We start from the raw sequence: 23,762 nt of genomic DNA on the forward strand, positions 1-23,762 counted from the left end.
CTGTGTCTGCTGTTCGACCAGACCAAGCAGCTGTTCCAGCGATGGCTGTTCTACGGCATCGGCACGATGTTCTCGATGGCGGTACTGGCAGCGATGGTATCGATCGCGCTGGACATGGTGATCCGTGCCTCGACCGCGTTCTGGTCCACCGCCTTGGTCAACAAGTTCCTGCTCGAAGGCGCCTCCAGCGACGGCATGACCAGCCAGGCGATGCAGCAGGGCGGCATGGGCCTGATCCTCACGACCCTGATCCTGACCGCTCCCCCAATGGCGGCGATGTTCTTCCAGGGAACCTTGGGCAGCTTCATGGCATATTCGAAGATAGGTGGCAGCCCGGTGGCGCAGGCACCGGGGCCCAGCGGGCAGCCGCCGGGTAGTTACTACACGCCTCCGGCTCCAGAGAAGGGCGGGACGCATAGTGCCACTACCGAGCAGATTGTTGGTTCGCGAGTGACTGGCGGTAGTTCATCGCCGGGTTCGGCGGTCGTGGACTCAGGGCGTCTTGGTCTTGCAAAGAACAACAGCTGACGGGAAGTTTGAGGGTCTAACGATATGGTCTCGATATTTGGCCGCCGATGTGCGCTTATCTTCGGCGCTGCAGCTTGCATGCTGTTTTTTGGCTTCGCGCCCGTTGCTGGTGCTGAAGGGCGTTGCCCGCCAGGCCAGTATCCAATCGGAGGTCAGGGTGTTGGTGGGTGTGCGCCGATCCCGGGAGGGGACGCGGGATCGGGTCAGACGGGCCCTATCCAAACAGGACGCTGGAATAAGACTTGGGGCGCGATTGCCATGGCTTCCAATGGTGACGTCGGTGTGTCAGTCGGAAAAGTGAGAAAGGCTGACGCCTCAAATGAGGCCTTGGCCAATTGTAGTCAGCACGGGGCATCGGATTGCAAGGTTACTCAGACTTACAAGAATCAATGCGTCGCCCTGGTCTCTCCCCGAACTAGTGCATTCGGCGGTTCCACGTTTGGACGCGCTGAATCTGTCTCTGCCGCGACTTCATTGGCGATGGGGCTTTGCACTAGGCGCGGTAGTGAAGGCTGTAAGGTGATCTACTCGGCATGCAGCGAACCGGAATTCGAGTCGTTCTGAGTGGTAGGCAATGAGGCGCCGCAGCTTGAAATGGCTGGAAGAGTTAAGGTTTTGCCTGCTCTCATGCTTAGCTTGCCAACTCAATTTCCTGCAATCATTGCAGCCATCTTTGCTTGGTATGAGGCGTAAGAGGGCTGCTGAAAATTCGTGCTTTCTTTCTTCTGAATACTGTGGCCAATCAAGCTAGATGATGGTGCTGGGGCCCGCAGCTAGCCATATGAACGTGGTGAGTGGCTGCCCCGCGTAAGAGGCGATGACACGTATTTCGGATCCATTCTGTACGAATGAGCCGATGAGCGAGTTCCCGCTTATGGCCGCGTCCATCGGTAGCATGACCAATCGACGATCTGGCAGGGCGGCATAGGCCCGATCTTAACGACGCGTATTCCGACTGCTCCCCCAATGGCAGCCATGTTCTTCCAGGGCACCTTGGGTAGATTCATGGCATATTCCCAGATAGGTGGCAGTCCGGCTGGTTTCTCTGCTTATCGCTCCCTCGTTCGCGTGGGCGGAAGGGCGCTGCCCTCCTGGTCAGTACCCCATTGGCGATGATCGGCAGGGGGGTCGTGGATGTGCGCCGATTCCTGGCGGTCAGAGTCAAGGGAGTGCTCAGCCAAGTGCTCCTGTACCTACCGGGAAATGGGAGACTCGTTGGGGAGCGATTGCTCAGGATACCTCTCCTGCCCAAGGTGCAATGCTCGCTATCGGCGTTTCGGAGTCTAGGGCTTCGAAGCGAGAGGCGGCTTCGGTCACAATCTCGCATTGTGCTAAAGCTGGGGGCGCAAGTTGTAAAATCTTAATGAGTACCACACTCAATGTGTTGCACTCGCTGGGCCAGAAGTAAGTGAGTTCAGGATGAAGGGTGGGGCAACATATTCGTCGAGAGCTCCATCGGAGAGCGAGGCAAAATTGTATTTTCTGCGTGAATGCCAAGCACGTGCTAATGCTTCGCGCTGTGAATTGATCTATTCAGCATGTAGCATGTCTGAGTTCAAGTATTCCGCTGATGTGAATGCCGGGATTGGTTGGGCTTGGTTGCATGCTGAAGTTCTGCTTGTGTTTTTTTAGGGGTGGCCTGCTGAAAAGCGGGCCATTTCTATTCTCCGCTCCTGCGTAAGATGTCGGCTTTGCACTATGGGTGGGCATTGGTCGAGGCGACGCGCCAGACCGTGCCATAAGGCTCCATTCGCGATGCCGTAGGTCTTCGCGCCATTCGAAGGAACGAATCATGCAGAATCCAGGCCGTGTTGCCTCACTGATTGGCGGACTGCTGTTCGCCTCGTCGACCCATGCGGCTGATAGCTGGGTCATCTTCACCGGTGGCGAAACGCCGAACCGCGAGGCGTGGGTGGTCGATGCGCAAACGCTCGCTGACCGCTCGGATCTGGTCGGTTTTCTGCAGCGTGCCACGCCGGCAGAGCAGAACGCGTACCTGAAGCAGTTGCGCCGCAGGAAGGCACCGAAACCCGGTGAGCCCGTTGCTGGTCCGGAACCGGTGTACGAGATCCAGGTCAATACCGTCTACGAGAACGCGACGAAACCGAATCGCCTGATCAGGAAGTACTGGGTGAACTGCTCACAGAACAACGTGGCCATCAGGACGAGTCTGATCCAGTGGCGCGACCGGCCGATGGAGAACGTCCCACCGGAAAGATCCGAACCGCGAGCCGAGGCGATTGCTCCCTGGCAGGTGCAACTGGTGCGGTTTGCCTGTCTCGTGGGGCCTGATCCCAAGGCCAAGGTGCCGGCGGAAATGCTGAAGCACGGCTTCCTTTCCGTCGGTGACGTCGGGCAATCACCTGTAGATGTCATCTGGGGTGACCTGCGGAAGGACGGCAAGCGCCCAGCATTCACCTATCGGCCGACCGAAGCTGAAATGGACAGCACTGTGCGTAGCCTTGAAGCGACTGTGGCGCGCGCCCAGAATGAAACCAGCAGGGCTTTGGATGAGTCGCGTCGCGCTGCCAACCGCGTGGGTCGCAACAATCTCATGGACATGTGGATCGGCAAGACAGAGCAGGAATTCGTGAGGACGTGGGGCTCACCGGATCGTGTGGAGAATGGGGCCGATGGTTCGCGCACGCTGTATCTGCATCGTGGCGAGCGTGTGCGGGGGTTGAACGCTTACGGGCATGTCGTCAGTGACGTGAACAATCGATGCGATATATCGGTGCTCACGATGGACGGCTACGTTCGTGACTACGCCACGCAGGAAGCCACCTGCGCGCAGCACTTGCGCTGATCGCGATTGCTGGCCACGACGCGGGGCGACAAAGCGTGTGCAGGCTTTCCCTGCAACATCGCCCCTGCCGGACCAGGCCGTGGGCGGGGGCGCGGCGCATCCTCCACGGCGCCATCCACTGCGGATCTGTTTGTCAGATAAGCCACCATTCACGTTAGCCGCGCTTTTTCTGTGATCAAGTGCGCTTTTCATCCCAAGCTCCCTTCGACGAGCGCTGCCTCCTCGAAGTAAGCTGCGTGCGCGTCAAAATCCCGACGCGCCGGTGCCATCGAACGCAGGAGCTTTTCCGTCCATGAGGACTGTGTCCCCCCGCGGTGCGGGTGACGCTTGCCACCATCGCGGTTGCCGTGGGCTCGGGGCTATCATCCGCCATGGCGGCCGCCGGGCACGTGCGAGGCATCGCCCCGTTTCCGGCCTCCGCTCGGGAACTGGCAAGACGGGATTGAAGGAGTTGCAGCGGATGGAGAAGGGGAGTGGCACGCACATGGACAACGCCCTGGCGTTCGTTCCGTCCGGCGCGAACCTGCTGGAAGCCGTGCGCGGCGATCTGACCGGCAATGGTTTCCAGGACCAGCTCCTGGTGATCGACCAACCTCCTCCGGAGGGCTTGTTGCCCGGCCAGCACGGACCGAACCGGGTGCTGCTGTTGCTGCTGGGCGATGCCACGGGCCGCTGGCAGCTGGCGGCACGCAACGACAAGCTGGTGCCGTGCTCAACGCGCGGTGGCATCGCCGGCGATCCCTTCGCGTACGTAACCATCGAGGATGGTGCGTTCAGTGTGATCACCAACGGCGGCAGTCGCGAACGCTGGAGCAGCGTCTACACGTTCCGGTATGCACCTGCCGAGCAGGCGTGCTGGGTGCATGGCGTGCAGCGCAGGGTGGTCGACACCGAGACCGAAGCCACCCATACGCGTGACTTCTCGGCCGCCGAACTTGGGCGGGTGCGGTTCGAGGATTTCGATCCGGCCGTCGTCGCCGACGTCAGCTTGCCCTGAGTGCCATGCCTGTAAGGAGGCGGGAGTACCCAACGATGATCGAGCAGGAGTTTCACCGTGTCGCAGGATAGAGAGTCGCAGCTGTTGCGGCAGGCCACGGAGGCCGGCATGACCTCGTCCCGGGAACTGGCCAACTTCATGGCGCAGGCCGGGCACGAGTCCCGTGGCCTGAGCCGGCTCAATGAGAGTTTCAACTTCACCCGGGGTATCTCGCAGATCCCGGTGGAAGCGGCGTGGCGCAATGGCAATGGCGCGCTTGAGAGCGCCCGACAGGAAGCGCTGCGTGGGCGGCCGGAGAACCTGGCCGAACTGATGTATGGCGGCCGCATGGGCAACGATGCGCCCGGTGATGCGCTGAAGTATCACGGCCGTGGCTACCTGCCGCTGGTCGGCAAGGAGAATTACGAGCGTGCCGGCAAGGCGCTGGATCTGGACCTGGTGAATCAGCCGGAACTGGCCGCGCAGCCCGAGCACGCAGGCCGTATTGCCGTGTGGCAATGGCAGACGCGGGTGCCGGAAGCGGCGCGCGAGGATGTGCGGGAAGCCACGCGTGCCCTGAATGGCGCGCTCAACGGCATCGAAGCCCGCCAGCAGCGTTTTGACGTGTGGCAGCAGAAGCTGACCCCCGATGTGATGGCGCGCCTGGAACGTGGCGAAGTGGGGGCGCCAGCCCAGCAGGCAACCGAACGCGACATGTCGCAACCGGGCGAGCCGGGATACACACTGTTCTCGGGCGCGCGCCAGCACCTGCAGCAGATGGGGCCTCAGAGCGGGCTGCGCACTGGGCAGGAACTGGACAATGCCGCCGGCGCGTTGGCGCTGAGCGCGCAGAAGGCCGGGATGTCGCGTATCGATCATCTGCTGGCCGGCAATGACGGTCGCACGCTGTTTGCTGTACAGGGTGCGCTGGGCGATCCGGCCATGCTGCGCGCATCGGTCGATCGCGAACAGGCGGCGCAGCAGCCGCTGGCGCAGAGCAGCCAGCAGTTGGCCGCCAGCGTTGCGCAGCAGGACCCGGCGGCTGCGCTCGCCCGCGAGCAGGAGCAGCGTTCTCGATCCTTGTAGCACCTGATGCCGGCGGGCAGGGTGCCCGCAGGCGCTTTACGTACGACGCGTGGCGCCCTGTGGCGCCGACATGGAAACCCACTCGTAAGGACACCACATGCGAATCGTTCCCTCGAATGCCCGGCACGCCGCTACCCGCAATGCATCCGTGCGCCGCCTGCCGCCGCTCTGGCTGCTGTCACTTGGACTTGCCGCAGCGTCGGCACAGGCTCAGGAGGCAGCGGCACCTGTCGTGGAGACGCCCCCCACTGCCGAGGGGACCGTTGACGCGCCTGTAGGGGCGGCGCCCGTTGCAGCGCCCGCGGCGACCGACGCCGTTGTCGTGGTGCCGGCTTCTGATGTACCCGCTGCCGCGCCAGCCCCTGCAACAGCCGTGGTGGACGCGCAGCCGGAGCCCGCTGCAAACCCGACGCCCCCGCCCGTGACGGCCGCAGCGACGGCCCCTGTAGCTGCACCGCCTGCCGCCGTCGAGCCAGCCGCTCCGGCGGTAGCGCCCGCACCTCCCGCCTTGGCCATCGTGCCGTTGCCGCCCGAGCAGGCGACCGAGCGGGCACTTGGTGCCCGCTGCCCGGTGGATCTGGCCGGGCGGCTGGCGACCCAGGGCGACCTGCTGATCGGCGCCTGCCAGGGCACGATGCCGGCGCATCTGGCTGCGATGCTGGTCGCGCTGCCCGAGCAGGACATCCACCTGCCGCGCAGCTGGCGCGAGCGAGAGGTACAGCAGAAGGCCTGGTTCAAGGCCGTGCCGGGCTACGGCCAGCGCCCGGACTTCATCGTGCGGATGGGCGACATCTGGGTGCGCTCGCTGGAAGGGCGCGACGCCGAAAGCACGTTCTACCTGGTGTCGGCGCCGTTCACCTGCAGCGACCGGGTCGCCAACCCCGATGAGTACGGCGCGGAGCCGGTACGTATGCCAGCGGGTGACTGCCGCGAGGCCTATGTGGCCCAGCGCGTGTACCAGGTGCGCGGAGACGCCGCGCCGAGGGATGTGACCGCCGATGCCATGCCGGCCATGCCCCAGGTGACGGAGGCCGATCGTGTGCGCCAGCTGTCGCGCGAGGGGCGGATCAGCCTGGACCACAGCAAGTTGCAGTACGGCCCGGCCATGCGCTGGTTCGTGCAGTACCCGGAGTCGGCGCAGAAGGGCGGTCCGCGCTCCTACGGTGACTGGAACCGCGAGCACATCGCGTTCGTGGTCTGGACCGGTGATCGCTTCGAGCTGCGCGAGAAGGTGGCGCGTGCGCAGTGGCCGTGTGATCCGGTAGCACCGGGCGATCGCGCCTGTGGTGGATTCCCTGATTCCGGGCCGGACCTGTTCGTGACTGCCAATGGGTCTGGAGCGGTCGCGGCCTCCAGCCCCTGAGGCGCGCTGTAGAGGTGAAGCGGGAGCCGGAATGACCGGCTCCCGTGCTGTCCATCAGGCCTGCAGGCTGCGGGTCTGATTCTGCTGCTGTTCCAGCTGCTGGTCGCGCTCCAGTGCAAGGCGCTGGCCTGCGGCCTGCTGGTCGATGCGCTGGCTGCTCTGTTCCAGCGGTGTGTTCATCGCCACCGCCGTATCCACTGACACGCGAAGGTGGGCCGGGTCACCGCCCTGGCCCTGCACGGCGAAGCTGCGCGAGGCATCGGCATTCATGACCACCTCGTCGATGCGCTTGCCGCCCGCCGCATGCATTTCGGCGGCCAGGCTGCCGGCCAGTTGCGTGCTCATTACGTCTGGTACCCGGCCGACGCGGACGTCCTGCGCGTGCACGCCACGGATCGCGTCGTTGAACAGTGGGTTGCCCACGTGGTTGGCATCGTCCATGCGCAACATGCTGGTGTGATGGCCGTTCTTCTCCGCTTCGCGGCGTGCCGGCTCACCGGGCTGCAGCGGGCCGCGGATATGGTCGTACAGATCGACCGCGCCGCCCGGGATGCCGCGCGCCGCGCGGGTGACACCACGGCGCAACGATTCGACGTCGTCGCGGTATTCCTCGATCATCCTGGCGTTGTCTTTTGCCAGCGTCTGCGTTTCCGGGTGTTGCAGCACCGAGCCGTCGCCGAGGAAGTTGCCCAGCTTGTGCGCGCCGAACGAGCTGCCTGCTGCGACGAGCGGGCTGTCCGGGATCAGGGCGCGCATCGGATGATTGCTGAAGCCGTTTGCGGCAAGTGTCTTGATCTCATCCGGCTTAGCATAGATGCGCACCTGGCCGAAGTGCGGCGAGGCAGCGCTGACCGGATCGGAGGCCATGACGTGGTTGATCATGGTGTTGCCGCCTTCGGGGATGCGGTAGCTGAGGCTGACCGCGCCATAGGCGTTGAAGGTCTCGCCCTTGACGTTGAAGTGGTGCGAGGTGATCTGGGCCAGGGCGCCGCCGAGGGAGTGGCCGGTGACGGTGACCTGGGGGGCGGGTACACCGTTCAAGCGCGACTGAAGCGCGACGCCTTCAAGTGTCCTCTGTGTCAAGGCAATCGCGTCGGGCGCTTGCACGTTGGTGCGCGCAACCACCATGCCGCCATCGGTCAGAATCGCGTCGCGAGCTATCTGCTCGGTGCCACGATGCGCAATGACAATCTCTTTGGTGTCTACGCGCTGATAGACGGTACCTTGATAGCCGTTGAGGCGATTGTTGACATGCTCAAGTATCTTGTACTCATGGCCGTTTAACGTGACCTTCTCTTCCTGGCCGGGTTCACGTCGGCCGACGGCCCGATCCTTGTAGGCGTCATCAGATAACGCGGCGTAGTCCTGGGAGGTGATGGTCACGGCGCCACCTCAGTTGCGGAGAGGGTGATCGTAAACAGCTTGTCCCGAAGATCAGGGGCGTAATTGCTGCGATCGGGCTCGCCGCTGGCGGGGAAATTCGGAACGCGATCTGCCTTCGGATAGACCAGATCCGGATAGTAGAGCGTATGCGCGCCACCTTCGGTCAGCGGCTTGGCGTCAACGAAGGTGAGGAAGCGGGTCTCTTCTTCAGCGCCCGTTGCCTTCAGCATTGCCCCGGCACCGGTGAACTCCCACTTGCACACGCCACGACCGTAGTAGTCTTCATCCAGCATGCGGTCCACATACAGCATGCCCCGGTACTCACCATCAGCGACCTTGCGCAGCTCCACTGGCTCCTGGCTGGTAATGCGAGCAGCCGTGCCGGTGGCTGGCTCGATGTGGCCGCACTGGTCTTCGTTAGTGACGTCGTACTGAGCCACGCCCTTGACCAGAGCGAAGTCGCCGGGGGCGTCCTTCAGGCGCAGCACCAGTTCATAGGCCTTGCGCGGGCTGGGGTTGAGCTTTGCGAGCCCGCGCCCTCCCTGGGCGACATCGGCTTCGGCAGCGGCACGTTCCTGGTTCATGGCGGTCTCCGGGTGGCAGGCGGTCAACAGAAGCAGAGCAAGGCACGGAATCATCTTGTGGCGCAATGTCGGCCTCCTTGGGGGTAGGGGGTGTGGAACTGGCAGCTCATGGCATGAGCTTCTGCACAGTGGTGGTGGTAGAGAACAGCGCGTCTCGCAGCTCTTCTTTGTAGGCTGAAGGATCTTCCTTGCCACTTGCAGGATAGTTGGCAGCAAGTTCGGCGCGAGGATAGGCAGCCTTCGGATAGTAGAGAGTCAACGGCGATTCGGCGTTCATGCGTTCCTTTCTGAAATACGTCAGGAATCGCGTATCCGCCTCTCCGTTCGTGGCGCGCAACATTGCACCAGCACCCGTCAGCGACCAATGGCAGACGCCACGCCCGTAGTAGTCCTCGTCCTGCATACGGTCGAGGTAGAACGTGCCGCGGTATTCGTTCTCGCCGATCTTGCGCAGGATGACGGGCTCCTGGCTGGTGATGCGGCCCGCAGTGCCTGTTGCAGGCACGATCCGTCCACAGTCTGCGTAGTTGCTGGCGTCGTACTGGGCCACGCCCTCAACAATCGCGAACGGGCCCGGCGCGTCCTTCAGTGTCAGCACCAGCTCATAGGCCTGCTTCGGTGCCGGGTTGAGCTTGGCCAGACCGCGTCCACCCGCGGCGACATCACGCTCGGCATCGGCGTACGGCGAGCACGCCGCCAGCGGGAGGAGGGCGAGCACTGCCAGCAACGGCCGTCTCCTGTGCGCGCGGTGTTCTACACCCATGGCCCGATCCTGCATCGTGCGTCCGTGTCCATATATCCTTCCTGGGTGGCAGGTTTCTCGATTATGGAACGTGCCGGGAGGGCTGTGCCACCCCTCGAGACGGATTTTTGACGCATCCAGGGCGCTCCGCGCCGGCAGATCGCTTACCGCACAGGGCGTCCGATCGCCGCGTTGGCTCTGCTGCCGGACGCAGGTTCGTAACTGAATCCGTGACGGAAATCGATCATTCACATGTCCATCACTTCATCAAAGGTGTTGTCCTTGAACTGCACGATCCGCCCCGAAACCCGCGAAGACCACGCCGGCATCCATGCACTCACCGAGGCGGCCTTCCGTGAAGCCCCGCACAGCAGCCATACCGAGCAGTTCATCGTCGACGCGCTGCGTGCACGCGGAGAGCTGAGCATTTCGATGGTCGCCGAGCGCCAAGGGCAGGTGGTGGGCCACATTGCGCTGTCGCCGGTAACGATCAGCGATGGCAGCACCGGCTGGTTTGGCCTGGGGCCAATCTCGGTGCTGCCCGGATGGCAGGGACAGGGCATTGGCGCGGCGCTGATGCACGCGGCGCTCGACGCATTGCGTGGGCAGGACGCGCGCGGCTGCGTATTGCTGGGGGAGCCGGCGTATTACGGGCGGTTCGGATTCCGCGCCGAGCCGGGCCTGGTACTACCGGGTGTTCCGCCGGAGTACTTCCAGGCGCTGTGCCTGCGGCCGCCGATGGCGCAGGGCGAGGTGAGCTATTCCACGGCCTTTGAAGCCACCGCCTGAGAGTGCGGGAGGTCAGGGCGCACGCCAGACGGTGGGCTCGGGTTGCGGCTTGGGAATGCGGTAGCCGCCGATGTGTTCAAGCAGTTCATTGGTGCGGCGCTGCTCGGCCAACAGCTCTCGCAGCAGATTGCGCACCGCGAAGATCGCGAACGGCACCAGGATCCATATCAGGCTGATTCCCAGCGCAAACAGGGTCAGCAGGGCTCTGCCACCTTCCATGTAGGGCACTCCTCTTCGAAAGCAACCACGCTAGCACGCAGTTGCTGTCGAGGGATGTCAGCCGTTGTACCGTAGATGGATCAGGGGATACGGACGGCCCTGCGAATCAAGCGGTGAGCGGCCGGTTTCGACGAAGCCCATGCGGACGTAGAAGCCAACGGCCTGTGCGTTCTGTTCGTTGACGTCGGTACTCAGCTGCGGATGCAGGGCCAGTGCGTGCTGCAACAGCTGCCGGCCGATACCGGTACCGCGCACGTCCGGATCGATGAACAGCGCTTCCATGTGCGTGCCGTCGATCAGCATGAAGCCTACGGGCCGATCCTGCGCATCGACGGCAACGGTCATCGGCGCCTGCGGCAGGAAGCCAGCCACTTCGGCTTCGATGGCCTGGCGGTCATCGGTACTGAGGAAGTCGTGGGTGGCGTCGACGGCGCGACGCCAGAGGTCGACGAGGGCGGTGCCGTCGTCGGCGCGCGAGGGACGGAGGGTGGTCACGGGCTCACCAAGGTGCTTGCAAAGAGTGCGTAGTATGGCGCGTCCCGACCCAGCGCGCAGGCGTGGATTCACCCGATGTTGCGATGGCGGATGAAGGGGCTGTAGGCCATTGCCTCTGCGCGCAGCACCACGCCGTCCTCGAAATCGCCGCTGTCGTTGAAGGGCACGGTGGGCCACTGCGGCCATTGCGCCAGTCGTTCGCGGTAGTAATGGGTGGCCGCAGCCAGTGCCTCGTCGTGCGCCTGCACGCGCTCCGGTGCAAGCCCTGAACGCACGCCGTGCACCACATGCGGTTCCATCATCTCGAAGCCTACGTAGCGCAGGCTGTACATCAACGGCCACAGCAACAACCGGGTATCTCCCTCGCGGCCGTCGGCTGCGCAGGCCTGCGCCGATGATCCGGTGGTGACGCTCAGCAACGCGCGCTTGCCCCGCATCACGCCGTGCTCGTGGCGCTGGCGGCTGTTGTACATCGGCCCGTAGACCAGCACGCGGTCCAGCCAACCCTTGAGGATGGCCGGTGCCGCGAACCACCACAGCGGGAACTGCAGGATCAGCAGGTCGGTGGCCTGCAGCAGCTGCAGATGGCGCTGCACCTCGGCGGGCAACTGGTCGTGTTCGGCGCTGTAGCGTTGTTCGCGCTGGGCATCGAAGCGCTCGGGCTGCAGGCGCCGTGGATGGTGCCAGGCCGCTTCCAGCGGATCGAAGCCCTCTGCATACAGGTCGACCATGTCCACCTGCAGATGGTCGTGCCGCAGCTGCTCGGCGGCCTGCGTGGCCAGATGGGCGTTGAACGAGCGGGGTTCCGGATGGGCAAGCAGGATCAGGGCGCGCATGGGGCGAGGCGTTGGCGGAGTGTGCGACCATCCTCGCGATGCCGGGGTGCCCCGGCAATTACGCACCTTGAGGTAACCATGGCCTATCCGGGCGATGTCTATGCCGCCGATTGCTCGGCACGCGATGCGCTGGCGCTGATCTCCGGCAAGTGGGTGATGCTGCTGTTGCCAGCGTTGGCGCAGGGCCCGCAACGCAACGGCGCACTGCTGCGGAAGATCGAAGGGATCTCGCAGAAAGTGTTGACCCAGACCCTGCGGCAGCTGGAGCGCAACGGCCTGGTCGAGCGTTGCGATCTGGGCAGCAAGCCGCTGCATGTCGAGTACCGGTTGACCGAGGTTGCGCGCAGTCTGGTGGACACCCTGAACGCGCTGGACCGTTGGGCCGAGCACAACTTCCCGGCACTGGACGCTGCCCGCGAACGCTTCGACGCGCGCTAGCGGAACCTGCACGGCCGTGGGCGTACAATGCGGCCCCGGCGGCCATCCTGGCCCTGTATATACGCGAGAACCGCCATGACCGATGCCCTGGGTGTGCCGGTGCACGACGCCGATGAACATTGGATGCGCCATGCGCTGGCGCTGGCCGAGCGTGCGCAGCGCGAGTTCGATGAAATTCCGGTGGGAGCGGTGCTGGTCGGCGCTGATGGCCAGCTGCTGGGTGAGGGCTGGAACCTCAACATCGCTTCGCACGACCCCAGCGCGCATGCCGAGATCGTGGCAATGCGTGCCGGTGGCAAGCTGCTGGCCAACCACCGGCTGCTGGGCAGTACCCTGTACGTGACCCTGGAACCGTGCGCGATGTGCGCGATGGCGATCGTGCATGCACGCGTTGCCCGTCTGGTCTACGGCGCCAGCGACCCCAAGACCGGGGCCTGCGGCAGCGTGTTCGACCTGCTCGGCGATGCCCGCCACAACCACCGCGTCGAGATCCACGGCGGGGTGCTGGCCAAGGAGGCCAGCATGCGCCTGACCAACTATTTCCGTGCCAAGCGTGGCAAGCCGCCGCTGCTGCTGGAAGACCATGCCGGCGAGGCCTGAGGGGCGAACGGGTATGATGGGCGCCTCTTTCCATTACCGGTAGGCCGCGCGCCTGCCCAGCAACGAGGCGACACATGGCGGACAACGGCGCGGCCAACGAACGACTGATCTGGATCGACCTGGAAATGACCGGGTTGGATACCGACAACGATTCGATCATCGAGATCGCCACCGTGGTCACCGATGCCCAGCTCAATGTGCTGGCGGAAGGGCCGGAATTCGCCATCCACCACCCGCTGGAAACGCTGGAAGCGATGGATGAGTGGAACCGCAACCAGCACCGCCGTTCGGGCCTGTGGCAGCGCGTGGTGGACAGCACCACCACCCTGGGCCAGGCCGAGGCGCAGACGGTGAACTTCCTGGCGCAGTGGATCCCGGCTGGCCTGTCGCCGATGTGCGGCAACTCCATCTGCCAGGACCGCCGCTTCCTGCATCGCCAGATGCCGCGCCTGGAGAAGTACTTCCACTATCGCAATCTGGACGTCTCCACCGTGAAGGAACTGGCCAAGCGCTGGGCGCCGAACGTGGCCGCCGGTGTTGGCAAGAACAGCAACCACACCGCGCTGAGCGACGTGCACGATTCGATCGCCGAGCTGCGCCACTACCGCCAGTTCATGGGCGCGCTGTCCGGGCTTTCGACACCTTGACCGGTCGTGCCGGCCGCCGGCTGGCAATTCCAGGGCTTTCGTGAGGTCCAACAGGTTGCCGGCCAGCGGCCGGCACTACGCTTCGTTCAACTCCCTGGCGCTAAGATCGGCGCCATGAACGAGCCCATCCTGCTGCCCCGCGACATTGCCCACGACGCCCGCGACTGGTCCGACCTGCAGCGGGCGGTGACCCTGCTGGAAGCCCCGACCCTGACCGCACGCATGGCCAACCTGGTCGGCACGCCGCTGGAATTCGCGGTGAAGGCGCTGCCCAGTTCGGTCTCCAACCGCATCCATGGCGCGGTGCAGGCGGCGCTGTCCAAGTCGGCGCAGGCGGCGCTGTGGAGCATGGACAACACGCCCGGCAAAGGGGCCTCCACGCGCTGGCACAAGGTGGCGGCAGCCACCTCGGGCGCGGTCGGCGGGGCCTTCGGCTTCGCGGCACTATTCATCGAGCTGCCGGTGTCGACCACCATCATGATGCGCGCGGTGGCCGATGTGGCCCGCAGCGAGGGCTTCGACCTGTCCGAGTTCAGCACCCGCCAGGCCTGCCTGGAGGTGTTCGCGCTAGGGGGTAACTCACCGCGCGATGATGCCAGCGAGACCGGCTATTACCTGGCCCGTGGCTTTACCACCGATGTGATGCGCCATCTGTCGGCCGAACTGGCCGGGCGGGTGGTGACCGGCCGCGACCTGACCCTGGGCGTGGCACCGAAGGAGGCTGGCAAGCTGCTGGCGAAGATGGTGGAAAAGGTGGCGGCGCGCTTCGGCGTGGTGGTCACCGAGAAGTTCGCGGCACAAGCGGTGCCGATCGTCGGCGCGGCTGCCGGTGCGACACTCAATACCATGTTCACCGATTACTACCAGGACATGGCGCGCGGCCACTTCATCGTGCGCCGGCTGGAGTTGAAGTACGGGGAAGATGTGGTGCGCAGCTGCTATGACCGCGTGGCACACGGCGCGGTGAAGATCGAGCCGACTCTGTAACCGGCTTTGGGGTCAGAGCCCTTTGCGTTGCAAAGGGATCCGACCCCGGTTGCGCGTGGGGTCGGATCCTCTTCCGCAGGCAGGGGCTCTGACCCCTGGTCACGCCATCCTTGCCTCGGGGGAACAATTGTTTTGCCAGCGCATGCCTGTTGCGCGGCAGCCGGCATCCCCATCCTTTGCGGTACTCCCCCCCGCAAGAGATTGCCGCCATGATGTTCACCCCCCACCGCCTGGGCGCGCTGACGTTGCCCAACCGCATCGTGATGCCGCCGATGACCCGGTCGCGTGCTGCCGATGGCAACGTCGCCACCGCGGAAATGGCCGCCTACTACGCGCAGCGGGCCAGCGCGGGCCTGATCGTCAGCGAAGGTACCCAGATCAGCCCGCAGGGCCAGGGCTATGCCTGGACCCCGGGCATCCACAGCCCGGAACAGGTGCAGGGCTGGCGCCGGGTGACCGATGCTGTGCACGCTGCCGGCGGTCGCATCTACGCCCAGCTGTGGCACGTGGGCCGGGTCTCGCATGTGGCCCTGCAGCCCGGTGGTGCCGCGCCGGTGTCGTCGTCGGCGTTGCTGGCCGAAGGCGTGAAGGTGTTTGTCGACCCCACCGGCGCAGGCCCGGAAGCGGGCGTGGGTGAGATGATCCAGCACTCGATGCCGCGTGCGCTGACCGAAGGCGAGATCCCGGGCGTCGTCGCCGACTACGCCCAAGCTGCACGCAATGCGCTGGAGGCCGGCTTCGACGGCGTAGAACTACATGGCGCCAACGGTTACCTGATCAACCAGTTCATCGACTCGCAGGCCAACCAGCGCACCGACGCCTATGGCGGCTCACTGCAGAACCGTCTGCGTTTCCTGCGCGAGGTTGTGCAGGCGGTGATCGCGGTGGCCGGCGGTGATCGCGTGGGCGTGCGTCTGGCGCCGTTGACGACGCTGCAGGGCGCGGTCGACGATACGCCGCAGGCGACCTACCTGGCGGCTGCCCACCTTTTGGGTGAGCTGGGTGTGGGCTATCTGCACATTGCCGAAGCCGACTGGGACGATGCACCGCTGATGCCGGTGGCGTTCAAGCAGGCGCTGCGCATGGTCTACCCGGGCACCCTGATCTACGCCGGCAAGTACACCGCCGAGCGCGCCGAGCAGGCACTGGCCGAAGGCTGGGCCGACCTGATCGGCTACGGCCGCCCGTTCATCGCCAACCCGGATCTGCCTGAGCGCCTGCGTCTGGGGGCGGAATTGAACCTGCCGGATCGGGCGACGTTCTTCGGCGGTGGTGCCGAGGGCCTCACTGATTATCCGATGCTGGAAGAGAGCGTCACCGCTTGACGCGCGGATGGGTGGGTGCCGACCGTTGGTCGGCACTACCGGCATGGATCAGGGCTTGTCGCGTACCAGGGCATCGGCCTCGACCACGCCGCCATCCTTGCCGTGCAGGTACAGGTGCATGTCCTGCTGCGGATACGGAATGTTGATGCCGGCCTTGTCGAAGCCCAGCTTGAGCTGCTCCAGCAGCGTGACCTTGGTGCCGAACCAGTCAGCCGACTTCACGTAGCAGCGGATGCCAAGATTGATCGCGTGCGCCCCCAGCTCGTAGACGACCACGTCCGGTGCGGGTGCCTGCAGCACGCGCGGGTCGGCCTTCATCAGCGCCAGCGCCGTGTCGCGTGCCAGCTGGATGTTGTCTTCGTAACCGATGCCGATCACCAGTTCGACGCGGCGGGTCGGCTCGGCGGTGAGGTTGATGATCGGTGCGGCGGTGATCAGCGTGTTGGGAATGGTGGTGTGCTGGTTGTCGGCACCGGTGATGACGGTCTGGAAGATGCGCACTTCGCGCACCGTGCCGGTCTGGCCGGCCACGGTCACCACGTCGCCCACGCGGAACGGGCGCAGCGTCACCAGCATCACGCCCGACGCGATGTTGGACAGCGAATCCTTCAGGGCAAGGCCAACTGCCAGGCCAGCGGTACCGAGCACGGCCAGCAGCGGGGTGATCTGCACACCCAGCGTGCCGATCGCCAGCACCACTACGATCACCAGCGACGCGGCGTACACCACGTTGCGCAGGAAACTGCCCAGCATCGGGTCCACGCCCATGCGCGCGGTGGCGCGCGGCATTGCGTTGGACAGGCGTCGCGCCAGCCACATGCCGACCAGCAGCACCACGATCGCGGCCAGCAACGGCACACCGTAAGTTTCCAGCAGGCGCTCCCAGTCGAGCGAATGGAACCAGGGCGTTGCGGTGGGGGCGGGTGCTGCGGCGGCGATCATGCGGAAATCCTTTGCTGCGGGGGAAGTCTGCGCGGGGCAGGGCGTACGTGGACGCCAGAAACAGCAAGCCCCGCAGAGGCGGGGCTTGCGTGCAGCAGCAGTATGGGCCGACGCCGATGAACACGGCGTCAGCCTGTGGCCATCACGGCATCAGCCGTTGGCCTTCAGCTTGGCCAGGCGCAGCCAGGTATCGACCACGGTATCCGGGTTCAGCGACACCGACTCGATGCCTTCCTGCATCAGCCATTCGGCCAGATCCGGGTGATCGGACGGGCCCTGGCCGCAGATGCCGACGTACTTGCCCTTGGCACGTGCTGCCTTGATCGCCATCGACAGCAGCTTCTTCACTGCCGGGTTACGCTCGTCGAACAGGTGCGCGACGATCGACGAGTCGCGGTCCAGGCCCAGGCTCAGCTGGGTCAGGTCGTTGGAGCCGATCGAGAAGCCGTCGAAGATCTCCAGGAATTCATCGGCGAGCAGTGCGTTGGACGGCACTTCGCACATCATGATGATCTTCAGGCCGTTCTCGCCCTGCTTCAGGCCGTTCTGTTCCAGCACCTCGATGACCTTGCGGCCTTCTTCCAGGGTGCGCACGAACGGGATCATGACCCACAGGTTGTCCAGGCCCATTTCGTTGCGCACGCGCAGCACGGCCTTGCACTCCAGCGCGAAGGCGGCCGAGAAGCTCGGGTCGACGTAACGGCTGGCGCCGCGGAAGCCGATCATCGGGTTCTCTTCGTGCGGCTCGTAGTTGCTGCCGCCGATAAGGTTGGCGTACTCGTTGGACTTGAAGTCCGACAGGCGCACGATCACGGCGTTCGGGGCGACCGAGGCGGTGAGGGTGGCGATGCCTTCGGCCAGGCGGTCCACGTAGAAGCTGACCGGATCACCATAGCCGGCGATCTTCTCGTCGATCTTCTTCTTCGTCGCTGCGTCCTGGCGGTCGTATTCCAGCAGCGCGTTCGGGTGGATGCCGATGTGGCTGGCAATGATCATTTCCAGGCGGGCCAGACCGATGCCGGCGTTCGGCAGCTGGCCGAAGTCGAAGGCACGTTCCGGGTTGGCCACGTTCATCATGATCTTCAGCGGTGCCGGCGGCATGTTGCCCAGATCGGTGGTGGTGCGCTCGAAGCCGAGCTTGCCTTCGTAGATGAAGCCGGTATCGCCTTCAGCGCAGCTGACGGTGACCAGCTGGCCATCTTCGATCACCTTGGTGGCATTGCCCGAACCGACCACGGCCGGCACGCCCAGCTCGCGCGCGATGATCGCGGCGTGGCAGGTACGGCCGCCACGGTTGGTGACGATGGCCGAAGCGCGCTTCATCACCGGCTCCCAATCGGGATCGGTCATGTCGGCGATCAGCACGTCGCCCGGCTGCACGCGGTTCATGTCGTCCAGCGTCTTCACCACGCGGGCCACGCCCGAGCCGATCTTGGCACCAACGGCGCGGCCTTCGGCCAGCACGTTGCCGCCCTTTTCGGTCAGCGCGAAGCGCTCGATCTGGGTGGCGTGGCTGCGCGACTTCACCGTCTCCGGGCGCGCCTGCACGATGAACAGCTTGCCGCTGACACCGTCCTTGGCCCACTCGATGTCCATCGGGCGGCCGTAGTGCTTTTCGATGACCAGCGCCTGTTTGGACAGTTCCTGCACGTCCTCGTCGCTGATCGAGAAGGTGTTGCGCAGTTCGACCGGGGTGTCCTCGATCCTGACGCGCTCACCCGGAACATCCGAATACACCATGCGGATGGCCTTGCTGCCGAGCGAGCGGCGCAGGATCGCCGGCTTGCCGGCCTGCAGGGTGGGCTTGTAGACGTAGTACTCGTCCGGGTTGACCGCGCCCTGCACGACCATTTCGCCCAAGCCGAACGAAGAGGTGACGAACACCACGTCGCGGAAGCCGGACTCGGTGTCCAGGGTGAACAGCACGCCGGAGGAGCCGACGCCCGAGCGCACCATCAGCTGCACGCCGGCGGACAGGAACACGTCCTCATGCTTGAAGCCGTGGTGCACGCGGTAGGCGATGGCGCGGTCGTTGTACAGCGAGGCGAACACTTCCTTGACCTTGTGCACGACGTCGTCGGCACCGGTGACGTTGAGGAAGGTTTCCTGCTGGCCGGCGAAAGACGCATCCGGCAGATCCTCGGCGGTGGCCGAGGAACGCACGGCCACGGCCACGTCGCCGCCGCCATTGTCGGCGCTCAGCTTGGCGTAGGCGCTGCGGATGTCCTGGTCCAGCTGCGGCTGCAGCGGCGCATCGATCACCCAGGTGCGGATTTCCTTGCCGGCGGCGGTCAGCGCGTTGACGTCCTCGACGTCCAGCGTGGCCAGCTTGTCGAAGATGCGCTTGGACAGATCGTTGTGCGCGATGAAGTCCTTGAAGGCTTCAGCGGTGGTGGCATAACCGCCCGGCACCGAAACGCCCAGACCGGCGAGGTTGCCGATCATCTCGCCCAGCGACGAATTCTTGCCGCCTACGCGGGCCAGATCGGCCAGACGCAGTTCGTGCAACCACAGGATGTTCTCGTTCAAGCGCGATGCTCCGTTTGGCCATCGCCCGAGGCGGGCTGAATGGCCGCGTCCGTAGGAAGAAGCCGATATGATGCCGGGCAGACCACCGTCGGCACAAGCTTGTGCTGGCGGCCTTTTTAAGCTTCGTAGGGGGTAAAAGCGCGCATGTCGACCATCCGTCCGGTGTTCTACGTTTCCGATGGAACCGGTATCACCGCTGAAACCATTGGGCATAGCCTGCTGACCCAGTTCTCCGGGTTCAGCTTCATTACCGACCGCATGTCGTTTGTCGACGACCCCGAAAAAGCGCGTGAAGCCTGTGCCCGGATCCAGGCGGCAGGGGAGCGGTACCAGGTCCGGCCGATCGTGGTGAACTCCTGCGTGGACCAGAGCCTGAGCCTGATCCTGGCCGACAGCGGGGCGCTGATGCTGGATGTGTTCGCGCCGTTCATCGAGCCGCTGGAGCGTGAACTGGCCAGCCCGCGCCTGGCCCGGGTCGGCCAGGCCCACGGCATGGTCGATTTCGACACCTACCACCGCCGCATCAACGCGATGAACTTCGCCCTGACCCATGACGACGGCATCGCGGTGAACTACGACGATGCCGACGTGATCCTGGTGGCGGTGTCGCGCGCCGGCAAGACGCCCACCTGCATCTACCTGGCCCTGCATTACGGGGTACGCGCGGCCAACTACCCGCTGACCGACGAAGACCTGGAAAGCGACCGCCTGCCGCCGCGCCTGCGCAACTACCGGCGCAAGCTGTTCGGCCTGACCATCGACCCCGACCGCCTGCAGCAGATCCGCCAGGAGCGCCGTCCGAACTCGCGCTACGCCAACCTGGACACCTGCAAGCGCGAGGTGGCCGCGGCCGAGACCATGTTCCGCATGGAGCGGATCCCGACCCTGAGCACTACGCATACCTCGATCGAGGAGATTTCCAGCAAGGTGCTGGCCACGCTGGGGCTGCAGCGCGAGCTGTATTGATCCGTGCGCCGCGACCCACGGGCGTGGCCTACCTGTGTGGCGGGCATTACGCCTCCTCCGCGGTGGGTATCGGCCGTTGGTCGACACCGAGTCCCTTTGGTCAGGGCGATCCCGCCCCCACGTTGAAGCACCAACGTGTAGGATCGACCCATGGCCCAAGCCTCGCCCCGCACCGAACGCATTCCCCGCCTGAGCCGGTTGAGCTGGCTCATGGGCCTGTACGCGGAAAACTACCGCCACCTGGTGCGCCTGTTCGAACCGGCCGGACTGGTGGCGGGCAGCTACATTTCCTCGATCGGCGACGGCCTGGACGTACGCCTGGACGTGATCGAGTGCCACCGCTACACGGTGGAACTGCGCCTGACCTACGACCTGGCCGACCCGGTCACCGGTGAACCGGATCCGTCGGCCTACGTGCGCCTGTATCGTGATGCGCGCCAGGCGGAGACCACGCACTGCTACGTCGGTCGCCGCTGGCAGGACACCATGGGCCTGTACCCCCCGCCGGCGGAGCTGATCAGCCATCGCATGCGGATGAACACCTTCCTCGGCAAATGGCTGGAATACCTGGCCGAACGCGGCCACGGCGTGGCCACCCTGCGCCGCGATCCCGATGGCGCCGCTGCGCCTGCCGAACGCCGCCTGTCGCTGGTGCGCTGATCGGCCATAATCCACGGCTGACCTGCCGCTGGATGCTGCCCCATGCCGTACACCCCGATCGTCGCCACCCTGGGCTATGTGCTGTCGCCTGATCGTCGCCAGGTGCTGATGATCCACCGCAATACCCGCCCTGGTGACCACCACCTGGGCAAGTACAACGGACTGGGCGGCAAGATCGAAGCGGACGAGGACGTGGCGGCCAGCATGCGCCGCGAGATCGCCGAGGAGGCCGGCATCCACTGCACCGACATGCACCTGCGCGGCACCATCAGCTGGCCGGGCTTCGGCAAGCATGGCGAGGACTGGCTGGGCTTCGTCTTCGTCATCGACGGATTCGAGGGCACCCCGCATGGCGGCAACCACGAGGGCACGCTGGAGTGGGTGGACCTGGACAAGCTGGACACGCTGCCGATGTGGGAGGGCGACCGCAACTTCCTGCCGTTGGTGTTCGACGCCGACCCGCGCCCGTTCCACGGCGTGATGCCGTACAAGGACGGTCGCATGGTCAGCTGGTCCTACAGCCGGCTGTGACCCGACGAATCGGATGGACGCCGACCTTTCGGGTGGGTGCCAACCTTGGTTGGCACGCTCTTCTGGCTGGTTAATACCCGGGCAATATTGACTCTCGCAAATTACCCGGGCAATATTCCCGCATCGCCTCCGATGCCATTGCCATGCCTGCGTCCCGACTTCCTCCCTTCAGCTGTTTCGACGGCCATCGCCTGGTCGCTTCCGGTACCCCGGAAGTTGCTGCGCTGGCGTTGAAACAGCTACGTGCCGATAACGCCACCGGTCCGCTGCTGGTGTTCGACAACGCCAGCGGCCGAACCCGCGATTTCGACACGCGCGGCAGCGACGCAGACCTGCTGGCGCGGGTGGCCGAGTCGCTTCCCGCCGTGGAGGCGGATGCGGATGTCACTGCCGAAGGGGCGCCCGCAACCCCGCGTGGCCGCGGCCGCCCCAAGCTGGGCGTGGTCGCCCGCGAAGTGACGCTGTTGCCGCGCCATTGGGCGTGGCTGGCCGAACAGCCGGGTGGGGCCTCGGTGGTGCTGCGCAGGCTGGTGGAAGCGGCCAGCCGTGCCGGTGCTGACGAGGACCGGCAGCGCCGCCATAGCGAGCGTGCCTATCACTTCCTGCAGGCCATCGCCGGTGACCTGCCGGGCTTCGAGGAGGCCATCCGCGTGCTGTTCGCGCACGATCGCGCGGGCCTGGAGGCGGCACTGCATTCCTGGCCCGTGGACGTGCGTGAGCACGCCCTGCGCCTGGCCTTCGAAGACGCTGGCGGCTGAGCCATCGCGCCGTTGCTGAGCGACGGCGTCATCTGATTGCGGGCCGCGGCCCGCTTCCCCTGTGCTTGCTTTGCTGGCGGAAACGCCGGGCAGGGCGGCGCCTTGCCCAGAGAATCCCATGAGCCCCCCCGTACATCCGATATCCCCGGCGGCCCGCCCGCTGTGGCGCGCCTACCTGACGCTGCTGCTGCCGATGCTGCTGACCAATGCGCTGCAGCTGGCCGCAGGCACGCTGGACAACATCTATCTTGGCCACCTGCTTGGCACACAGGCGGTAGCTGCAGCCGCCGCGTTCTTCCCGGTCTTCTTCCTGTTGCTGGCCCTGGTGATGGGCCTGGCCACGGGCGCAATGGTGTTGATCGGCCAGGCCTGGGGCGCGGGCCGCCCGCAGCAGGCACGCGCGGTGGCTGGCAGCGCGGTGGCGCTGATCCTGCTGTTATCGGTGCTGGTGATGGCCCTGGGCGGCGGTTTCGCACCACAGCTGCTGGCGGCGCTGGGCACGCCGGCAGCGGTCCTCAGTGAGTCCATTGTCTATGCACGCGTGCTGCTGCTGGCGGCCCCGGCGTTCTTCCTGCTATGGCTGGCCACCGCCGTGAGCCGTGCAGTGGGCGATGCGACGTCGCCGTTGCATGCGCTGCTGCTGGCCACGGCGGTCGGCCTGCTGTGCACGCCGCTGCTGATCCTGGGCGGGGCGGGCGCGCCGCAGCTGGGTTCGGCCAGTGCGGCCGTATCCGCGGCGTTCGCGTCGCTGCTGGCACTGGTCTGGTTGCTGTGGCGTTGGGATCGGCTGGGACATCCGCTGGCGCCGGGCCGTGACCTGCTGCGCGCCATCCGTTTCGATGGCGCGATCATCCGCGCGATGCTCCGCATTGGCGTGCCGTCTTCGTTGCAGATGCTCAGCCTGGCCATTGCCGAGATCGTGTTGCTGGGCTGGATCAACCGCTACGGATACACGGCCACGGCCGCCTACGGTGCGGTCAACCAGTTGATGAGCTGGGTGCAGCTGCCGGCGATGTCACTGGGGATCACCGCCACCATCCTCGCGGCGCATGCGATGGGCGCGGGGCGTACGGAAAGACTGTTCGCCATCGCCCGCACCGGCGTGCTGCTTGGCCTGGCGATACTGAGCGCGGTGGTGCTGCTGGTGATGGCGCTGGCACCCTGGCTGACTGGGCTGATCCTGGTGGCGACCGAAGCGCGCGAACTGGCCACGCTGCAGTTGCGCACAGTGGCGTGGGGCGTGCTGGCGATGGGAGGCAGCACCGTGCTGGTCGGGGTGATGCGTGGCAGCGGAACGGTTTTGCTGCCCGCGTTGCTGGGCATGGCGGCGGTACTGCTGCTGGAGCTGCCGCTGGCGATGTGCTTGCAGGCGCGGCATGGGCTGGCGGGCGTGTGGTGGGCGTGGCCGCTGGGGTTGCTGGCGATGCTGGTGATGCAGGTGTTCTGTTTCGCGCGTTGGCGGCGACGGGTGCAGGGCGGGTAATGCCGGCCGCTGGCCGGCAACCCGGAACGGTCGGGGCAGCCGGCCAGCGGCCGGCTCTACCACTTCACCGCCGCGGTGCCCGCAGCAGG

General features: G+C 65.4%; 25 protein-coding genes. 17 read left to right on the top strand and 8 right to left on the bottom strand.

Features of this window, described 5'->3' with window-relative positions:
* The 6 genes from V3B30_RS20850 to V3B30_RS20875 form a co-directional block, all read left to right on the top strand.
* Positions 1–528, top strand: a 528-nt coding sequence (locus V3B30_RS20850; protein WP_329809773.1) for a type IV secretion system protein, incomplete at its 5' end; no start/stop codon positions are given.
* 78 nt (positions 529–606) lie between these two features.
* Positions 607–1,092: a DUF4189 domain-containing protein gene (locus tag V3B30_RS20855; RefSeq protein WP_100473214.1), complete on the top strand. Its 486-nt coding sequence runs from the start codon at positions 607–609 to the stop codon at positions 1,090–1,092.
* Between the two features lie 1,228 nt (positions 1,093–2,320).
* Positions 2,321–3,334 carry a hypothetical protein gene (locus V3B30_RS20860; protein WP_262083140.1) on the top strand — a complete coding sequence of 338 codons (1,014 nt, stop codon included), beginning with the start codon at positions 2,321–2,323 and terminating at the stop codon, positions 3,332–3,334.
* Positions 3,335–3,794: 460 nt separating this feature from the next.
* Complete coding sequence (locus V3B30_RS20865) at positions 3,795–4,331, top strand: hypothetical protein (protein WP_262083139.1); 537 nt, start codon at positions 3,795–3,797, stop codon at positions 4,329–4,331.
* A 57-nt stretch (positions 4,332–4,388) separates the two neighbouring features.
* The gene (locus tag V3B30_RS20870; protein WP_100473209.1) at positions 4,389–5,396 is read left to right on the top strand and encodes an XVIPCD domain-containing protein; all 1,008 of its coding nucleotides are present in this window, start codon (positions 4,389–4,391) and stop codon (positions 5,394–5,396) included.
* A gap of 517 nt (positions 5,397–5,913) precedes the next feature.
* Positions 5,914–6,759 carry a hypothetical protein gene (locus V3B30_RS20875; protein WP_262083142.1) on the top strand — a complete coding sequence of 282 codons (846 nt, stop codon included), beginning with the start codon at positions 5,914–5,916 and terminating at the stop codon, positions 6,757–6,759.
* A gap of 54 nt (positions 6,760–6,813) precedes the next feature.
* Here the strand turns inward: V3B30_RS20875 and V3B30_RS20880 are convergent, their stop codons facing one another.
* Genes V3B30_RS20880 through V3B30_RS20890 form a run of 3 tightly spaced genes read right to left on the bottom strand, consistent with a single transcriptional unit; the run spans position 6,814 to position 9,489 of the window.
* Complete coding sequence (locus tag V3B30_RS20880; protein ID WP_262083138.1) at positions 6,814–8,142, bottom strand: XVIPCD domain-containing protein; 1,329 nt, start codon at positions 8,140–8,142, stop codon at positions 6,814–6,816.
* Positions 8,139–8,792, bottom strand: coding sequence for a hypothetical protein (locus V3B30_RS20885; RefSeq protein WP_262083137.1), 654 nt, complete (start codon positions 8,790–8,792; stop codon positions 8,139–8,141). The genes V3B30_RS20880 and V3B30_RS20885 overlap by 4 nt, the downstream gene beginning before the upstream one ends.
* A gap of 40 nt (positions 8,793–8,832) precedes the next feature.
* Entirely contained in the window at positions 8,833–9,489 is a 657-nt protein-coding gene (locus V3B30_RS20890; RefSeq protein ID WP_262083136.1) for a hypothetical protein, read from the bottom strand.
* Between the two features lie 261 nt (positions 9,490–9,750).
* Between V3B30_RS20890 and V3B30_RS20895 the strand changes: the two genes are divergently transcribed.
* Entirely contained in the window at positions 9,751–10,257 is a 507-nt protein-coding gene (locus tag V3B30_RS20895) for an N-acetyltransferase (protein WP_100473204.1), read from the top strand.
* A 12-nt stretch (positions 10,258–10,269) separates the two neighbouring features.
* Here V3B30_RS20895 and V3B30_RS20900 read toward each other — a convergent pair whose 3' ends face one another.
* From V3B30_RS20900 to V3B30_RS20910, 3 genes are all read right to left on the bottom strand, one after another.
* Entirely contained in the window at positions 10,270–10,476 is a 207-nt protein-coding gene (locus tag V3B30_RS20900) for a hypothetical protein (RefSeq protein ID WP_087922941.1), read from the bottom strand.
* A 57-nt stretch (positions 10,477–10,533) separates the two neighbouring features.
* Positions 10,534–10,971 (bottom strand): acetyltransferase, encoded by a 438-nt coding sequence (locus V3B30_RS20905; RefSeq protein ID WP_262083135.1) that lies wholly within the window; start codon positions 10,969–10,971, stop codon positions 10,534–10,536.
* Between the two features lie 68 nt (positions 10,972–11,039).
* Entirely contained in the window at positions 11,040–11,807 is a 768-nt protein-coding gene (locus V3B30_RS20910; protein ID WP_262083134.1) for an NAD(P)H-dependent oxidoreductase, read from the bottom strand.
* A gap of 78 nt (positions 11,808–11,885) precedes the next feature.
* On the opposite strand from V3B30_RS20910, the gene V3B30_RS20915 reads away from it, so the two are divergent.
* The 5 genes from V3B30_RS20915 to V3B30_RS20935 all read left to right on the top strand — a co-directional run bounded on the left by V3B30_RS20915 (position 11,886) and on the right by V3B30_RS20935 (position 15,804).
* A complete protein-coding gene (locus tag V3B30_RS20915) occupies positions 11,886–12,245 on the top strand; it encodes a helix-turn-helix domain-containing protein (RefSeq protein ID WP_100473201.1) in 360 nt (119 codons plus the stop codon).
* 75 nt (positions 12,246–12,320) lie between these two features.
* Positions 12,321–12,845 (top strand): tRNA adenosine(34) deaminase TadA, encoded by a 525-nt coding sequence (tadA, locus tag V3B30_RS20920; RefSeq protein ID WP_262083133.1) that lies wholly within the window; start codon positions 12,321–12,323, stop codon positions 12,843–12,845.
* Positions 12,846–12,919: 74 nt separating this feature from the next.
* Positions 12,920–13,492: an oligoribonuclease gene (gene orn, locus V3B30_RS20925; RefSeq protein ID WP_100473199.1), complete on the top strand. Its 573-nt coding sequence runs from the start codon at positions 12,920–12,922 to the stop codon at positions 13,490–13,492.
* 114 nt (positions 13,493–13,606) lie between these two features.
* Entirely contained in the window at positions 13,607–14,479 is an 873-nt protein-coding gene (locus V3B30_RS20930) for an EcsC family protein (RefSeq protein ID WP_100473198.1), read from the top strand.
* A 209-nt stretch (positions 14,480–14,688) separates the two neighbouring features.
* Positions 14,689–15,804 (top strand): alkene reductase, encoded by a 1,116-nt coding sequence (locus tag V3B30_RS20935; RefSeq protein ID WP_262083132.1) that lies wholly within the window; start codon positions 14,689–14,691, stop codon positions 15,802–15,804.
* A gap of 48 nt (positions 15,805–15,852) precedes the next feature.
* On the opposite strand, the gene V3B30_RS20940 is transcribed toward V3B30_RS20935, so the two are convergent.
* On the bottom strand, positions 15,853–16,746 hold the full coding sequence (locus V3B30_RS20940) for a mechanosensitive ion channel domain-containing protein (protein ID WP_049422444.1): 894 nt from the start codon (positions 16,744–16,746) through the stop codon (positions 15,853–15,855).
* 150 nt (positions 16,747–16,896) lie between these two features.
* Positions 16,897–19,275: a phosphoenolpyruvate synthase gene (ppsA, locus tag V3B30_RS20945; protein WP_262083131.1), complete on the bottom strand. Its 2,379-nt coding sequence runs from the start codon at positions 19,273–19,275 to the stop codon at positions 16,897–16,899.
* A 144-nt stretch (positions 19,276–19,419) separates the two neighbouring features.
* On the opposite strand from ppsA, the gene V3B30_RS20950 reads away from it, so the two are divergent.
* The 5 genes from V3B30_RS20950 (at position 19,420) to V3B30_RS20970 (ending at position 23,673) form a co-directional block, all read left to right on the top strand.
* Entirely contained in the window at positions 19,420–20,241 is an 822-nt protein-coding gene (locus tag V3B30_RS20950) for a pyruvate, water dikinase regulatory protein (protein ID WP_005417170.1), read from the top strand.
* Between the two features lie 150 nt (positions 20,242–20,391).
* Positions 20,392–20,901 carry a DUF1249 domain-containing protein gene (locus V3B30_RS20955; protein WP_100473195.1) on the top strand — a complete coding sequence of 170 codons (510 nt, stop codon included), beginning with the start codon at positions 20,392–20,394 and terminating at the stop codon, positions 20,899–20,901.
* 42 nt (positions 20,902–20,943) lie between these two features.
* Positions 20,944–21,432: an 8-oxo-dGTP diphosphatase gene (locus tag V3B30_RS20960; RefSeq protein ID WP_075677609.1), complete on the top strand. Its 489-nt coding sequence runs from the start codon at positions 20,944–20,946 to the stop codon at positions 21,430–21,432.
* Between the two features lie 143 nt (positions 21,433–21,575).
* The gene (locus tag V3B30_RS20965; RefSeq protein WP_262083130.1) at positions 21,576–22,190 is read left to right on the top strand and encodes a DUF2239 family protein; all 615 of its coding nucleotides are present in this window, start codon (positions 21,576–21,578) and stop codon (positions 22,188–22,190) included.
* A gap of 118 nt (positions 22,191–22,308) precedes the next feature.
* Entirely contained in the window at positions 22,309–23,673 is a 1,365-nt protein-coding gene (locus V3B30_RS20970; RefSeq protein WP_262083129.1) for an MATE family efflux transporter, read from the top strand.
* Positions 23,674–23,762 lie beyond the last annotated feature (89 nt).

Source organism: Stenotrophomonas sp. SMYL41, from assembly GCF_036319965.1.
GTDB lineage: Bacteria > Pseudomonadota > Gammaproteobacteria > Xanthomonadales > Xanthomonadaceae > Stenotrophomonas > Stenotrophomonas maltophilia_R.

Excerpts from the sequence above, each read along its gene's own strand:
- V3B30_RS20855 (WP_100473214.1), top strand. The coding sequence starts at position 607 with ATGCTGTTTTTTGGCTTCGCGCCCGTTGCTGGTGCTGAAGGGCGTTGC.
- V3B30_RS20860 (WP_262083140.1), top strand. The coding sequence starts at position 2,321 with ATGCAGAATCCAGGCCGTGTTGCCTCACTGATTGGCGGACTGCTGTTC.
- V3B30_RS20865 (WP_262083139.1), top strand. The coding sequence starts at position 3,795 with ATGGAGAAGGGGAGTGGCACGCACATGGACAACGCCCTGGCGTTCGTT.
- V3B30_RS20890 (WP_262083136.1), bottom strand. The coding sequence starts at position 9,489 with ATGGGTGTAGAACACCGCGCGCACAGGAGACGGCCGTTGCTGGCAGTG.
- V3B30_RS20900 (WP_087922941.1), bottom strand. The coding sequence starts at position 10,476 with ATGGAAGGTGGCAGAGCCCTGCTGACCCTGTTTGCGCTGGGAATCAGC.
- V3B30_RS20910 (WP_262083134.1), bottom strand. The coding sequence starts at position 11,807 with ATGCGCGCCCTGATCCTGCTTGCCCATCCGGAACCCCGCTCGTTCAAC.
- V3B30_RS20915 (WP_100473201.1), top strand. The coding sequence starts at position 11,886 with ATGGCCTATCCGGGCGATGTCTATGCCGCCGATTGCTCGGCACGCGAT.
- tadA (WP_262083133.1), top strand. The coding sequence starts at position 12,321 with ATGACCGATGCCCTGGGTGTGCCGGTGCACGACGCCGATGAACATTGG.
- orn (WP_100473199.1), top strand. The coding sequence starts at position 12,920 with ATGGCGGACAACGGCGCGGCCAACGAACGACTGATCTGGATCGACCTG.
- V3B30_RS20930 (WP_100473198.1), top strand. The coding sequence starts at position 13,607 with ATGAACGAGCCCATCCTGCTGCCCCGCGACATTGCCCACGACGCCCGC.
- V3B30_RS20935 (WP_262083132.1), top strand. The coding sequence starts at position 14,689 with ATGATGTTCACCCCCCACCGCCTGGGCGCGCTGACGTTGCCCAACCGC.
- V3B30_RS20940 (WP_049422444.1), bottom strand. The coding sequence starts at position 16,746 with ATGATCGCCGCCGCAGCACCCGCCCCCACCGCAACGCCCTGGTTCCAT.
- V3B30_RS20950 (WP_005417170.1), top strand. The coding sequence starts at position 19,420 with ATGTCGACCATCCGTCCGGTGTTCTACGTTTCCGATGGAACCGGTATC.
- V3B30_RS20955 (WP_100473195.1), top strand. The coding sequence starts at position 20,392 with ATGGCCCAAGCCTCGCCCCGCACCGAACGCATTCCCCGCCTGAGCCGG.
- V3B30_RS20960 (WP_075677609.1), top strand. The coding sequence starts at position 20,944 with ATGCCGTACACCCCGATCGTCGCCACCCTGGGCTATGTGCTGTCGCCT.
- V3B30_RS20965 (WP_262083130.1), top strand. The coding sequence starts at position 21,576 with ATGCCTGCGTCCCGACTTCCTCCCTTCAGCTGTTTCGACGGCCATCGC.
- V3B30_RS20970 (WP_262083129.1), top strand. The coding sequence starts at position 22,309 with ATGAGCCCCCCCGTACATCCGATATCCCCGGCGGCCCGCCCGCTGTGG.